This window comes from Micrococcales bacterium, from assembly GCA_016703125.1.
Taxonomy (GTDB): domain Bacteria; phylum Actinomycetota; class Actinomycetes; order S36-B12; family UBA10799; genus JADKAV01.
In genome coordinates this window covers 152,601-166,937 of record JADJCR010000001.1, presented here as the reverse complement: position 1 = coordinate 166,937, position 14,337 = coordinate 152,601, and the positions used below count along the sequence as shown (strand labels likewise).

Sequence of the window (14,337 nt, the reverse complement as noted above, 5' to 3'; positions counted from 1 at the left end):
AGGTATGACAGATCCGTGGCCGGGACGTGGCGTGTCAGCCCTGCTGCTGATCCAGCCGTGGGTCGTCGAACGGGATCTCCGGCACGGGGTGGGTGCTGAAGGCCGACAACGGCCACACGGTCAGCACGACCCGGCCGACGACGTTGTCGACCGGCACGGTGCCCTGGTTGTCGTTGAGGTGGTACCGGGAGTCCGCCGAGGCGTTGCGGTTATCACCCATCACGAAGATGCGGTCCTGCGGGACGGTCACGTCGAAACGCACGTCGTCGGTGGTGTCACCGGGCTTGATGTAGGGCTCGGTCAGCGGGACACCGTTGAGGACGATCCGGCCGTCGGTACTGCAGCATCGCACGTGGTCGCCGCCCACACCGATCACGCGCTTGACGAGGTCGTCACCGGTGTTGCTGGGCAGCAGCCCGACCCATTCCAGGATCCCGGGCAGACCGCCCGGTGATTGCTTCTGGGCCGCGTCGAGCCAATCGCCGGGATCGCGGAACACGACGATCTGCCCGCGATCCACGCCCCCGAAGCGGGTGGACAGTTTCGATGCCAGGATCCGGTCGTTGGGCATCAACGTGTCTTCCATGGACTGGCTGGGCACATAGAAGGCCTGCACGATGAACGTGCGCACGACGAAGGACAGTCCGAGCGCCACCACCAGGATGATGACGATCTCTTTGACGAATCGCCACAGCGCCCTGCCGGCGCTGGTCGAGGTTGACTCGCTCACGCGCCAGGGGTGTCGCGCTTCTCGCGGATCTTGGCAGCCTTGCCACGCAGTTCGCGCAGGTAGTACAACTTGGCGCGGCGCACGTCACCGCGGGTCATGACCTCGATGTGGTCGATGATCGGGCTGTGCAGCGGGAAGGTGCGCTCGACACCGACGCCGAAACTGACCTTGCGCACGGTGAACGACTCGCGCACGCCACCGTTCTGCCGGCGGATCACCACGCCCTGGAACACCTGCACGCGCTTGCGCTCACCCTCGACGACATTGACGTGAACCTTGACGGTGTCACCGGGGCGAAAGGGCGGAATGTCGTCTCGCAGGCTCGCCGCGTCGATCGAATCCAGGGTGTGCATGATGGCTCCTCGCATTCACCACAGGTCGAACGCACGCGTGGGTTGGTAACTCCGGTCGGTCAAGTAGACCCGGCGTCCGCAGCGTGTCCCCCTGTGGCGGGTGGCTGCTGAACCTCTCCAGTGTGCCACACGGCACCATCTGCGGCGGGGGTCAGGTCTGTCCGGCGGAACTGCGCGGTGCGTTCACGGGCACGGGCCTGGCGCCAGGCGTCGATACGGCCGTGGTCCCCCGACAGCAGGATCTCCGGGACCGTCAGTCCGCGCCAGACCGGTGGGCGCGTGTAGACCGGTCCCTCCAGCAGCGCGTCGGGTCTGCTGAACGAGTCGTCGCTGACCGACTCCGGGTTGCCGAGCACGCCGGGCACCAGTCGTGCGACCGCCTCGCACATCACCAGCACTGCAGCCTCACCGCCCGCCAGCACGTAATCACCGATACTCACCTCCAGCACGTCGCACCTGCTCGCGAAGTGCTCGATCACGCGGGCGTCGATGCCCTCATAACGGCCGCAGGCGAAGACGAGGTGCGGCCGCCTGGCGAGGTCCTCCGCCACGCGCTGGGTGAACGTGCGGCCCGACGGTGTGGGCACCACCAGCACAGCGCCGTCCGACAGCAGTTGATCCAGTGCCTCTCCCCACGGTTGCGGGCTCATGACCATGCCGGGACCACCGCCGTACGGGGCGTCATCGACGGTGCGGTGGCGGTCCTGGGCGTGATCGCGCAAGTCGTGGACACGCAGGTCGATCGCGCCGCGGTCGATCGCCTTGCCGATCAACGACAGGCGCAGTGGCGCGAGGTACTCCGGAAAGATCGAGACCACGTCAATGCGCATCATCGAACAGCCCTTCCAGCGCCACCACCTCGACGTGACCACTATCGAGGTCGACGACGGGCACGATGGCAGCCACGAAGGGCACCAGCGCTTGACCCATGCCCGTATCCACGGCGAGTACGTCCTGACCCGGAAGGTGCAGGACCTGGGCGATCGTGCCCATCTGCGCGCCGTTCACGACCACCCGCAGACCCTCCAACTGGTGGTCGTAGAACTCGTCGGGATCGTCCGGGGACTCCTCGGTGATGTCCGCGTAGAGCCACGTGCCCCGCAGCGCTTCGGCATGCTCACGCGCAGTGCAACCGGCCAATCGCAGTGCCACGCGCGGTGTCAGCCGGGACTCTTCGACCACGCGCGGTTGACCGTCGAGCATGACCGTGGATCCGGCAGCGAAGCGGCGCTCCGGTTCGTCGGTGGTCGGTGCGACTGTGACCCAGCCCCGGATCCCGTGCGGTTTCCCGATCCGGCCGATAGCCACGCGTGTGCCGGTCAGCGGCCGTTCACATCCACGAAGTCGACACGGACACCGGTGCCGCCGGCGATCGCGTTCATCACTGTGCGCAGCGATTTGGCGGTGCGTCCGGCGCGCCCGATGACCCGCCCGAGATCGTCGGGGTGGACAGTGACCTTCAACAGGGTCCCGCGACCGCGTCCCGGCTTCTCGCGCACGGTCACGTCATCGGGGTTGTCCACGATGCCCGACACGAGGTGTTCGAGCGCATCGGCCAGCGGTCTAGCCATCGGCCTGCGTGGGCTCGTCGGCGGTCGGCTCCGTCGCCTCCGGCGCGGTGGCCTCCGGCTCGGGGACCTCAGTGACCGGCTCCTGCGCAGGCTTCTCCTGTGCGGGCTTGGTCTTCTGCTTCGGGGCCCTCTCCTGGGCCTCCTTCAGCCCTGCGGCCTCAGCGGCTGCCGCGGCGAAGACGGACTTGCGATCGGTCTTCTCCTGTTGGCTCTGCAACGTGCCCTCGGCTCCGGGCAGGCCTTTGAACTTCTGCCAGTCACCGGTGACCTTGAGCAGGGCCATCACCGCCTCCGTGGGCTGGGCGCCCACAGCGAGCCAATACTGCGCCCGCTCGGAGTCGATCTGGATGAACGACGGCTGCTCCTTGGGGCGGTACAGGCCGATCTCCTCGATCGCCCGGCCATCGCGCTTGTTGCGCGCATCGGCCACGACGACGCGGTACTGGGGGTTGCGGATCTTGCCGAGCCGCTTCAACTTGATCTTGACTGCCACTGGGGGTGTATCTCCTGTTGTCGTGTGCCGCTCCCGCCGCGTGTGTGGGGCCACCCACGAGCAGGACCGTCAAAGTCTTCGTTCCCCGTGAGAGAGGGCGGGGCACTGCCCAAGTCTGCCAGACGAACGCGCTCAGGTCAGTGGCGGGCGCCGAAATGCCAGGTCCGGCAGACCAGCACACCCCTGACAGAGACCTCAGTTCCCCCCGCCGAGCAACTTGGTGAACTCGTCGGGCAACTGATCGCCGGTGAAGGGCGTGTCCTGTGCCGCGGGCTGGCCGGAGTCCTGCTGAGCCCGCTTGGCCGGGTTCCCGCTGCGGCCCTTCTTGGCCTTCGGCGCCTTGCCCTTGCCCTTGGCCTTCTTGGACATCCCCGGCATGGGCGGCATCCCTGGCATCGCGGGCATCCCGCCGCCGCCCCGCATGCGCTTCATCATCTTCTGCGCCTCGGTGAAACGGTCCACGAGATTGTTGACGTCGGACACCTGCACCCCCGCGCCACGAGCGATCCGCGCGCGACGCGAGCCGTTGAGTATCTTCGTGTCCCTGCGCTCCTGCGGGGTCATCGAATGGATGATCGCCGCGACCCGATCGAGTTCGCGATCGTCGATCTGTTCGAGTTGTTTGCGCGCCTCGGCCATCCCGGGGAGCATGCCGAGCAACTTGCCCAGCGACCCCATCTTCTTCACGGCCTGCATCTGCTCGAGGAACTCCTCGAGGGTGAAGGCGTCCCCGCGGGCCACCTTGTCGGCCATCCGCTGGGCCTGATCGGCGTCGAAGGCCCGCTCGGCCTGCTCGATGAGGGTGAGGACGTCACCCATGTCCAGGATTCGGGAGGCCATGCGGTCGGGGTGGAAGACCTCGAGGTCCTCGACCTTCTCCCCCACGGATGCGAACATGATCGGCGCGCCGGTCGCCTCGCGCACCGACAACGCCGCACCACCGCGGGCATCGCCGTCGAGCTTGGTGAGCACCACCCCGTCGACGCCGACTCCCTCCTGGAAAGCGGCGGCGGTCTGCACGGCGTCCTGCCCGATCATCGCGTCGATGACCAGCAGCAACTCATCGGGCTGCACGGCATCCCGGATGGCCTCGGCCTGCGCCATCAACTCCTCGTCGATCGCGAGGCGACCCGCGGTGTCGATGATGACCACGTCGTACAGAGACTGCTGCGCCACTTCGAGGGAACCGTGTGCCACCTTCACCGGGTCGCCCACGCCGTTGCCGGGCTCCGGGGCGTAACAGGCCACGCCGGCCCGCTCGGCCACGATCTGCAACTGGGTGACGGCGTTGGGCCGCTGCAGGTCCGCGGCCACGAGCACAGGGGTGTGCCCCTGAGCGGCGAGGTGCTTGGCGAGCTTGCCCGCGAGGGTCGTCTTACCCGACCCCTGCAGGCCCAGGAGCATGACCACCGTCGGCGGCTTCTTGGCCAGCCGCATGGTGCGCGTCTGGCCACCGAGGATCTCCACGAGTTCCTCGTGGACGATCTTCACGACCTGCTGTGCTGGGTTGAGACTGGAGGACACCTCGGACCCGAGCGCTCGCTCCTTGACCCGGGAGGTGAACGTTCGCACCACCGGCAGGGAAACGTCGGCCTCGAGCAGCGCGCGCCGGATCTCCCGGACGGTCTCATCGATGTCCGCCTCGGACAGTCGGCCCTTGCCGCGAAGACCTTTGAAGGTCGCGGTCAGCCGGTCGGACAGGGAATTGAACATGCGAACGCTCCTGAGGGGATCAGGTTCCAGCCTAACCGCAGGACCGGTGGGGCTCGGATCAGGAACCGGCCAATGCCGCCCGCACCGCCGTCATCGCCGCTTCCGTGCGGCCCGGCGACAAGGGACGACCGGCCTCATCGGTGAGGAAGAACACGTCGACGACCTCCGAACCCAGGGTGGACACCTTGGCACCGTCGACGTTCACGCCGGCGGCAGCCAGCGCCGAGGTGATCCAGTAGAGCAATCCGGCGCGGTCGTGGGCGCGGACCTCCAGCACGGTTGCCCGACTCGATCCGTCGGGTACCACCGCCACCAGTGGTTCGGGGCGCGGGTCGTCGCTCACCGCGTACGCCCGTTCCCGCTCTGCGAGCCGTCGGGTCAGGTCCATGTCGCCGGCCAGGGCCCGTCGGATGTCCGCAGTGAGACGTTCCGCCGATGGGGGTTCGCCGAACTGCGTCTGCACCGTCCACCGGATGACGGCCCGCCCCTCACGGGTCCTGCTGACCGCGTCCCGCACGCTGAGCCGATTCACCGCCAGGGCACCCGCACAGCGACTCAACAGCCCCACGGCATCACCGGCGGCCACCGTGACGATCACCTCGGTGTCGGGGATCGGCTCGCAGTGAACGACCACGTCCGTGTCCGCCCACATCTGTCCGGCGACGTCCTCCATCTGCGGTTCGATGACCGGCTGACCACCGGCCAGCACCGCGTGGGTGCGGCGCACGAGGACCTCCATGAGATTGCCCTTCCAGGGACTCCAGGCCGCGGGGCCGGTCGCGATCGCATCCGACACGCTGAGCCAGTGCAACAGGTCGAGGAAGTCGCGATCGCCCACGGCCTGCGCCACAGCAGAGATGACCGCAGGGTCGTCGATGTCCTTGCGCGTGGCGGTGTCGGGCAGGAGTAAGTGGTGGCGAACCAGCGCCACCAGCGTTTCCGTGTCGGACGCGTCGAAGCCGAGCATCGGTCCCAGATCCGCCATCAAATCCACGCCGATCGTCGTGTGGTCACCGCCACGGGCCTTGCCGACGTCGTGCAGCAGCGCACCGATGAGCAGGAGGTCGGGTCGAGTGACCTTGCGCGTGTGGGCCGACGCCGCCACGGCTGTCTCGACGAGGTGCCGGTCGACGGTGAAACGGTGCACAGGGTTGCGCTGAGGCGCCGATCGGACGACGTCCCAGCCCGGGATCAGCCGGGAGATCAGGTCCGCTTGGTCCAGCGCCTCCCAGACCCCGACAGTCCACCGGCCGGCGCCGACGAGGCTCACCAGGTTGTCGCGGGCTTGCCGGGGCCAGGGGACGGGCAGCGGCGCGGACTCCTCGGCCAGGCGATCCACGGTGTGGGGCGCCAGACGAAGGCCCGCCTGTGCGGTGGCCGCCGCCGCCCGCAGGATCAGCACCGGATCCCGGTCGGGCCGGGCGTCCTGAGCCAGCACGACCTCGCCGCCCTGCACCACCACCCCGTCGCACAACGGTTCGCGCTGTGCCGGCTTACGGATCCGGCGCAGCCGTGGCAGCGATCTGGGCTTGGCCTGTCTTTTCACCCGGCCCCAGGCCACGGAACTGACGAAGGAGATGGTCCGCCCCGCGGCACACACCGCGCGCAGCAGTTCATCGGCATCGCGGTATCCGAGCAGTTCGGCCACCTGTGGCTGCTCCTGCTGGGTGAGGCGATCAGTCGCCCGGCCCGTGACGATGTGCAACGCGTCGCGCACGTCCAGCAGGGTCAGTTTGCTGGCCGCCAGCGAATTCTGAGGGGGGCTGATGACCCAACTGGCCGCCAACGCGCGCATCACGGTCAACTCCCGCAGCCCGCCGTAGGACTCCTTGAGGTCGGGTTCCAGCAGGTAGGCCAGTTCACCGTGGAGTTCCCGGCGCTGCTCGACGAAGGCCAACAACTCGTCGAAGCGGCCAGCCGCCATGGCCCGCCAGTCGCCGAGGACACTCGAGCGGGTCTCGACCGTCAGCCGGTCGTCGCCAGCCACTGTGCGGGCATCCAGCAGCCCCAGCACCACCCGCAGGTCTTGGCCGGCCAGACGTCGCGCTTCGGCGGGCGTGCGCACACTGTGATCCAGGCGGATCCCGGAGTTCCACACGGGGTACCAGATCCGGTCTGCCACCTCGGCCACGTCTTTGACGGGTACCCGCGTCGGGTGCAGGAGCAGCACGTCGACATCGCTGGCCGGAGCCATCTCACCGCGGCCGTAGCCGCCAACGGCCACGAGGGCACACCCGAGGTCAGCGGCCCCCGACGCCGTGAACAGGTCGACGAGCCAGTCATCGGTGAGCCCGGTGAGGGCGTTCCGCCGCGACGGCCCGAAGCCGGGTCTGGCGATCAGGTCGGCACGCGCTGCCAGGAAGTCGCCAGCCACCACGCTCATCTGTCCCACCCGTCCCGTCGTTGACAGACGTGCGTGGCGGCAGTCCCCATCTGTGAGACCGCCGCCACGCACGTTCATGTCAGAGAGCGTCCGGTCCGCGCTCGCCGGTGCGCACCCGCACCACCGAGTCAACCGGGGCCACCCAGACCTTGCCGTCACCGATCCGCCCGGTTTGGGCGCTCTTGACGATCACGTCGACCACGCTGTCTGCGTCGTCGTCCTCCACGACCACCTCGATGCGCACCTTCGGCACCAGGTCGACGGTGTACTCCGCTCCCCGGTAGACCTCGGTGTGACCGCGCTGGCGGCCGTAGCCGCTGGCCTCGGAGACCGTCAGCCCGTGGATCCCGAAGGTCTCCAGCGCCGACTTCACGTCGTCGAGTTTGAACGGCTTGATCACCGCAGTGACGATTTTCATACTGAGACCTCTTCCTTCTTGATCGCGGACTGGCCGACACCGGCGAACTTGCCGCCGGATCCACTCTCCTGCAGCTCGTAGGCCGATTCCGCGTGGGTGGTGAGGTCGATACCGGCGACCTCGTCATCCTCGACGATCCGCATGCCGATCGTCTTGTGGAGCGCGAAGCCGATCACCAGCGTCATCACGAAGGAGAACACCAGCACTGCGACCGCTGCGATCAGCTGTGACCAGAACTGCGTCAACCCGCCGCCGTAGAACAGCCCGTTGACTCCGGCCGGCGCAGCCTCGGTGGCCAGCAGCCCGATGAGCAGGGTGCCCACCAGACCACCGACGAGGTGCACGCCCACCACGTCCAGCGAGTCGTCGTACTTCAGCTTGTACTTCAGGCCCACCGCCAGGGCACACAGCACACCCGCGGCGATTCCGATGAGGATGGCCCCGATCGGGCTGACCGCCGAGCACGACGGGGTGATGGCCACCAATCCGGCGACGATGCCGGACGCAGCGCCCAGGCTCGTGGCGTGCCCGTCACGGATGCGCTCCACGAGCAGCCACGCCAGGCTGGCCGCGCAGGTGGCGACGAAGGTGTTCAGGAACACCACGGCGGAGGTGTTGTTGGCCGCCAGTGCCGAACCCGCGTTGAACCCGAACCAGCCGAACCACAGCAGACCCGCACCGATCATCACCAGCGTCAGGTTGTGCGGCTTCATCGGGGTCTTGGGCCAGCCCAGGCGCTTTCCGATGACCATCGCGAGCGCCAGTCCGGCGACACCTGCGTTGATGTGCACCGCGGTGCCACCTGCGAAGTCGATAGCGGGAGTGCCGTTGAGCGGGCCGAGGCCTTCGAAGATCCAGCCGCCGGCGCCCCACACCCAGTGCGCCACCGGGAAGTACACGATCGTGACCCACAGGCCCGAGAAGATCAACCAGGCGTTGAACTTCGTCCGGTCTGCCACGGCTCCGGCGATCAGCGCCACAGTGATCGATGCGAACATGGCCTGAAACGCCACGAACGCCATCGCCGGGTAGGTCGCCGCCGGGTCGTCGGCCATCAGACCCTCAAGGCCGAGGTACTGCGTGAAGCTGCCGAGCCAGGCACCTCCCTCGCCGAAGGTCAGCGAGTACCCGAAGAGCACCCACAGCACGCCGACCACCGCCAGCGAGCCCATCACCATCATCATCATGTTCAGCGTCGACTTCGATCGCGTCATGCCGCCGTAGAAGAGCGCAAGGCCCGGCAACATGAGCAGCACGAGTGCGGCGCTGACGAGAATCCAGGCCGTATCGCCAGGACTCAGGACGATTTCCTCCATCCGTCCGCCTTTCTGTTCGTTGTGACCATCGGGGGTTTCCCTCTGGATGCCCAAAGGCTCTCCCGGTCGTGTTTCGAGGTGCGCGACGTCAGGTTTCGCGCATGTGACGAAGGCGGGGTCCGGTGTTAACTCTGGGTTTCGCGCGGTACCGGGGCTGGGCCCGCGGCCCGAAGCGCGGAGCCCGCAGTGCTGAAGGCGGGAGTGCCGAAGCCGGAGCCCGCAGCGCTGAAGGCGGGAGTGCCGAAGCCGGAGCCCGCAGCGCTGAAGGCGGGACCGCCGGTGCACCGGGGCCCGCAGCGCGGGCGGGGGGGGAGCGACACCTCCGCGGGGGCAGCCAACCCGGTTGAACCGCTCCCCAACGTCCGTACCTCTCCCGGCTTCCCCTTGCGCGCTCAGCCGCCGGTGCACCGGGGCCCGCAGCGCCGAAGGCGGGACCGCCGGTGCACCGGGGCCCGCAGCGCCGAAGGCGGGAGTGAAACCTCTACCCGGGAGAGACCCAACCCGGTTGAACCACTCCCCGACGTACGTACCTCTCCCGGCTTCCCCTTGCGCGCTCAGCCGCCGGTGCACCGGGTAAGGGTGACCCGGGAGAGACCCGTCGCGGGCTCAGTCCAGCAAGGCGGACACGAAAGCATCGGGGTCGAACGGCGCAAGATCGTCGGGACCCTCACCCAGACCCACGAGTTTCACGGGCACGCCGAGCTCCTTCTGGATGGCCACCACGATGCCGCCCTTGGCGGTGCCATCGAGTTTCGTCAGCACGACCCCGGTGATGTCCACGCCCTCGCTGAACACCCGGGCCTGGGTCAGGCCGTTCTGGCCGGTCGTGGCGTCGAGGACGAGCAGCACCTCGTCGACAGGCCCCTGCTTGTTCACCACGCGCTTGATCTTGCCGAGCTCGTCCATCAGGCCGACCTTCGTGTGCAGGCGGCCGGCAGTGTCGATGACCACACAGTCGGCGCTCTCGGCGTTGGCCTCGGCCACCGCGTCGAAGGCGACCGCTGCCGGGTCAGAACCCTCCGGTCCCCGGATCACCTGGGCACCGACCCGGTCCCCCCACGTCTGCAACTGCTCGGCAGCCGCGGCCCGGAAGGTGTCGGCGGCGCCGAGCACCACGGTGTGCCCGTCGGCCACGAGCACCCGCGCCAACTTGCCGGTGGTCGTGGTCTTGCCCGTGCCGTTGACCCCGACGACCATGATCACGGCCGGTCGGTCGCCCTGCCGGGAGGCCACGAGTTCGCGGTCCATGCCCGGGTCGACCAGTGTCAGCAACTCGTCGTGCAAGGCTCGTTGCCAGTCCACCTCCCCGTCCAGGCGAAGGCGCAACCGCAGCCGTTCCACCAGATCCGTGGCGGCCTCGACCCCGAGGTCGGACATGATCAGGGTGTCCTCGATCTCCTCCCAGGTGGCCTCGTCCAACTGGTCGCGCGTCAGCAGTGCGAGCAGCCCGCGCCCGATCGCCGAGTTGGACCGGGCCAAGCGGGCCTTGAGGGCGGCCAGCCGGCCCTTGGTGGGCTTCGGCCGCTCCAGTTCGATCGTCGGCGCCGATGGCTGCTCGGGCAGGACGACATCCTCGACCGTCGGCAACGGGGTGTCCCGCGGTTCGCTGGCGTCGTCGCCGACGCCCGGGATGACCTCGGGCGCCTCCACCGGGGGGGTCCGGCGGCCAGCGACCAGGCGCGCCCCAGCGAGTACGACGACGGCGATGAGCACCACCGCGAGAATCAGGTACACAACGATCGAATCCACCCGTCCAGTGTGACCGACGCTGACGCCGGCACCGCAGGGCGGTGGTCTCGCGAACCGGCCCCTGGGTGCGGCACTTCACCGATCCGACCCGCGGGTGCCGGGGTGAGGCAGCCGTCAGACAGGCTGCAGTTGACGCATCCGCTGGCTGATCACCTCGGTGACCCCGGTACGCATGGTCACGCCGTACAGCGCGTCGGCCATCTCCATCGTTCGCTTCTGGTGGGTGATCACCAACAACTGCGAGGTCTGCCGGAGTTCTTCGAGCAACCCGATGAGCCGGCCGAGGTTGACATCGTCGAGGGCGGCCTCCACCTCGTCTAGCAGATAGAACGGCGATGGCCGCGCCTTGAACAGCGCCACCAGGAAGGCCACGGCCGTGAGGCTGCGCTCCCCACCGGACAGCAACGACAGGCGTTTGATCTTCTTGCCGGGCGGCCGGGCCTCGACCTCCACGCCGGTGGCCAGCAGGTCGTCCGGGTCCGTGAGGATCAGCCGCCCCTGACCGCCCGGGAACAGTCGCGAGAAGGTGTACTCGAACTCGCGCGCCACATCGGCATACGCCTCCGAGAACACCTGCTGCACGCGGGTGTCGACGTCCGCGACGATATCGAGCAGGTCCTCCCGGCTCTTCTTGACGTCCTCGATCTGATTGACCAGGTGCGTGTGCCGCTCCTCCATGGCAGCGAACTCCTCGAGGGCCAAGGGATTGACCCGCCCGAGCAGCGCCAAGCCCCGTTCTGCCTCCTTCAACCGCCTCTGCTGGACCGTCCGGTCGTACGCCTGGGGCTCCTCACCCTCCGCGCCGGCGATCAGTTGTTCGGGGCCGTACTCCGCAACCAGGTCCTCGACGGTGAGTCCGAACTCCTCGAGCGCCTTCTCCGTCAACTGGTCGAGGGTCGCCCGCTTCCCGGCGCGCAGCACCTCGTCGCGGTGGACGTCCTGTGTCAGGCGCCCGACCTCGGATGCCAGTTCAAGTGCCGAAGCCCGCGCCTGGGAGTGCCGGGACTGCGTCTGCTCCTGCTCGGCCTCGAGAGTGGCCAGTTCTGCCTCCACTGAGCCCGCGTCGGCCTCGACCATCACCGAGGTACGCCGGGCGAGGTCGCCAAGTGCCCCGAGGGTCAGCAGTGCCTGTTCGCGCTCCACACGGCGCCGCGCCGCGGCCGCCACCGCCTCGTGGGCCTGCCGGACCTGTTCATCGAGTTCCTGGTGGCGGGATTGAAGGGCGGAGTACCGCTCCTGCGCGGAACGCACGGTAAGGCTCGACTCGTGGTGGGCGTGACGAGCCCGTTCCTGCTCGGCGAGCAGGCCTTCCAGCCGGGAGCGGTCCACAGCGGGGACGCCCCGAGTCTGCAATGCGGCAAGGTGCTGGCGCGCCGAGTGCAGGTCCGCGACGTGGGATGCCAGCGCAGCGGATACCTCGTCGCGCTCCGCGCTCACCTGCTCCAGGCGACGGGCGGTCGCCACGGCTCGCTGGCGCACGTGGACATCACGCTCGGCCGCGGCGGCGGCACGGGCCTGCTGCCGGGCGACTGCGTTGCGCACCTCGTCGCGCTCCTGCCGCGCGGCGCTCAGTTGTGCATCGACCCGCGTCACGTGGTCGACGGCTCGGCGCCAGCAGGCCTCCGTCGCGACGAGTTCCTCCGTGGCCTGTTCCAGTGCGTTGCGCAGGGCCATGACGTTGCCACCGTCGGAACCCTGGCAGGCCACGCCGCGTCCGAGCACCTGGCCGGTGAGCGTCGCCACGAGCGTGTGCGGGTCCTGGGACACCAGCGTCTCGGCGTCGGCAAGGTCCGTGGCGATGGCACATCCGCGCAAGATGTGGTGCAGTGCGCCGTGCAGATACTCGGGGGCCTCGATGTACTCTAGGACCGGACTCGCGGCGTCCCACGGCGTGCCTGCCAAGACCAGTCGCAGCGATTCGTCGTCACCCGCGGCCTGCAGGACCGCCCCCGGTGATTGGCCCTCGCGCAACACCGTGGCGCGGGCGTGTGCGCCGAGCAGCGCGGCGACCGCTTTCTCGAAGCCCGGACGCACCCGGATGACGCTGTCCAGGGTGCCGTATTGCGCCTCCGGGCCGACGGCGCTGTCGGTGTCATGGGCCAGTGCGCTGCGCAGAGCCTCGCAGCGCGCGGTCAGGGAAGCCCGGCGCTGCTCCTGGGCGGACAGTTCGGCGCGGGCCAGTTCCACGGACCGCTCGGCGTCGAGCATCGTCTTGTCGGCGCCGGCGACGTCCGCCACCTCATCGACGACTTCGGCCGGGGGCAACTGAGCCACGGCGGCCGTTGCCTCCGCGGCTTCGCGTGCTGCGGGCTCGTACTGTTCACCCAGCCGGTCGGCCCGATTCTGTGTCGCCGCCACCAGGCGTTCCCCGCCGGTCACTGCCTGCTCCGCGGCGGCCTGCTGCCGGTGGTCGGTCAGTGCCCGCTCGGCATCGGCCACCTGCTGCTGCTCCTCGCGGACGCGGGTGCCCACAGCTTCTGCGGCATCCCGGGCCGCCTCGAACTCCCCGCGTGCCTGCAAAAGGACCTCGCCCTGATCGGCCAGTTCCCGTGCGACCGCATCGGCCTGCCTCTGCACATCCTCCGGGTCGACGCCGAAGCTGAACTCGAGTTGCTCGCGTTCCAGCGAACGCCGGCGTTCCCCGATGAGAGCGACCAGGGAGTTCATCCGCTCGCGCAGACGGGTGAGGTCCAGCGAGCGGGTGCGCACCTCATGCAGCCGCGGAGCGATGTGCTGCAGCCGCGACTCCAGATCCGCCTGCGCCGACCGAGCCGCGGTCAGTTGCTCCTCCACCCGCTCCCGCTCAGCCTTGGCGGCGCTCTCATCGGCCTGCTCCTGCGCCAACTCGTACTGCACGGTGGCCACGTCATCGGCCAGCAGTCGCAGACGCGCATCCCGCACATCGGCCTGGATGGTGGCCGCCCGGCGGGCCACTTCGGCCTGCCTGCCCAACGGCTTGAGCTGCCGGCGCAACTCGGCCGCGAGATCGGTGAGGCGGTTGAGGTTCTGCTGGATCTGCTCGAGCTTGCGCAGCGCCTTCTCCTTGCGGCGGCGGTGCTTGAGGACCCCGGCCGCCTCTTCGATGAAGCCGCGACGATCCTCCGGGCTGGCATGCAGGATGGCGTCGAGGCGGCCCTGGCCCACGATCACGTGCATCTCGCGGCCGATGCCGGAATCCGCGAGCAGTTCCTGCACGTCCAGCAGGCGACAGGTCTGACCGTTGATCGCGTACTCGGACCCCCCGCTGCGGAACAAGGTGCGCCGAATCGTCACTTCGGAGTAGTCGATCGGCAGCGCCCCGTCGCAGTTGTCGATGGTCAACTCCACCTCAGCGCGACCCAGCGGCGCCTTCCCGGAGGTACCCGCGAAGATGACGTCCTCCATCTTGCCGCCGCGCAGGCTCTTCGCGCCCTGCTCGCCCATGACCCACGCGATCGCGTCCACGACGTTGGACTTGCCCGATCCGTTGGGACCCACCACACACGTGATGCCGGGTTCGAGGTCGATGGTGGTCGATGTCGCGAAGGATTTGAATCCCCGAAGGGTCAGACTCCTCAGATGCACTCCGGGCCTCCTGCCGCGCATACGGTCACAGACGGACCTCACGGCCC

General features: G+C 68.7%; 12 protein-coding genes. All 12 read right to left on the bottom strand.

Annotated features, from left to right (window positions below; genetic code table 11):
• Positions 1–34 precede the first annotated feature (34 nt).
• On the bottom strand, positions 35–730 hold the full coding sequence (lepB, locus tag IPG68_00810) for a signal peptidase I (GenBank protein MBK6761894.1): 696 nt from the start codon (positions 728–730) through the stop codon (positions 35–37).
• Positions 727–1,083 carry a 50S ribosomal protein L19 gene (gene rplS / locus IPG68_00805; GenBank protein MBK6761893.1) on the bottom strand — a complete coding sequence of 119 codons (357 nt, stop codon included), beginning with the start codon at positions 1,081–1,083 and terminating at the stop codon, positions 727–729. The genes lepB and rplS overlap by 4 nt, the downstream gene beginning before the upstream one ends.
• Before the next feature lie 59 nt (positions 1,084–1,142).
• Complete coding sequence (trmD, locus tag IPG68_00800) at positions 1,143–1,913, bottom strand: tRNA (guanosine(37)-N1)-methyltransferase TrmD (GenBank protein ID MBK6761892.1); 771 nt, start codon at positions 1,911–1,913, stop codon at positions 1,143–1,145.
• Positions 1,903–2,406 (bottom strand): ribosome maturation factor RimM, encoded by a 504-nt coding sequence (gene rimM / locus IPG68_00795; GenBank protein ID MBK6761891.1) that lies wholly within the window; start codon positions 2,404–2,406, stop codon positions 1,903–1,905. The genes trmD and rimM overlap by 11 nt, the downstream gene beginning before the upstream one ends.
• Complete coding sequence (locus IPG68_00790; protein MBK6761890.1) at positions 2,403–2,654, bottom strand: RNA-binding protein; 252 nt, start codon at positions 2,652–2,654, stop codon at positions 2,403–2,405. Before IPG68_00790 ends, rimM begins: the two co-directional genes overlap by 4 nt.
• Positions 2,647–3,147, bottom strand: coding sequence for a 30S ribosomal protein S16 (rpsP, locus tag IPG68_00785; GenBank protein MBK6761889.1), 501 nt, complete (start codon positions 3,145–3,147; stop codon positions 2,647–2,649). Before rpsP ends, IPG68_00790 begins: the two co-directional genes overlap by 8 nt.
• Positions 3,148–3,342: 195 nt before the next feature.
• Positions 3,343–4,860: a signal recognition particle protein gene (gene ffh / locus IPG68_00780; protein ID MBK6761888.1), complete on the bottom strand. Its 1,518-nt coding sequence runs from the start codon at positions 4,858–4,860 to the stop codon at positions 3,343–3,345.
• A gap of 58 nt (positions 4,861–4,918) precedes the next feature.
• Entirely contained in the window at positions 4,919–7,243 is a 2,325-nt protein-coding gene (locus IPG68_00775) for a [protein-PII] uridylyltransferase (GenBank protein MBK6761887.1), read from the bottom strand.
• A 79-nt stretch (positions 7,244–7,322) separates the two neighbouring features.
• Positions 7,323–7,661: a P-II family nitrogen regulator gene (locus tag IPG68_00770; protein ID MBK6761886.1), complete on the bottom strand. Its 339-nt coding sequence runs from the start codon at positions 7,659–7,661 to the stop codon at positions 7,323–7,325.
• Complete coding sequence (locus tag IPG68_00765; protein ID MBK6761885.1) at positions 7,658–8,977, bottom strand: ammonium transporter; 1,320 nt, start codon at positions 8,975–8,977, stop codon at positions 7,658–7,660. The genes IPG68_00770 and IPG68_00765 overlap by 4 nt, the downstream gene beginning before the upstream one ends.
• A 606-nt stretch (positions 8,978–9,583) precedes the next feature.
• Entirely contained in the window at positions 9,584–10,726 is a 1,143-nt protein-coding gene (gene ftsY / locus IPG68_00760) for a signal recognition particle-docking protein FtsY (protein MBK6761884.1), read from the bottom strand.
• A 114-nt stretch (positions 10,727–10,840) separates the two neighbouring features.
• Positions 10,841–14,290: a chromosome segregation protein SMC gene (gene smc, locus IPG68_00755; protein MBK6761883.1), complete on the bottom strand. Its 3,450-nt coding sequence runs from the start codon at positions 14,288–14,290 to the stop codon at positions 10,841–10,843.
• Positions 14,291–14,337: the final 47 nt, after the last annotated feature.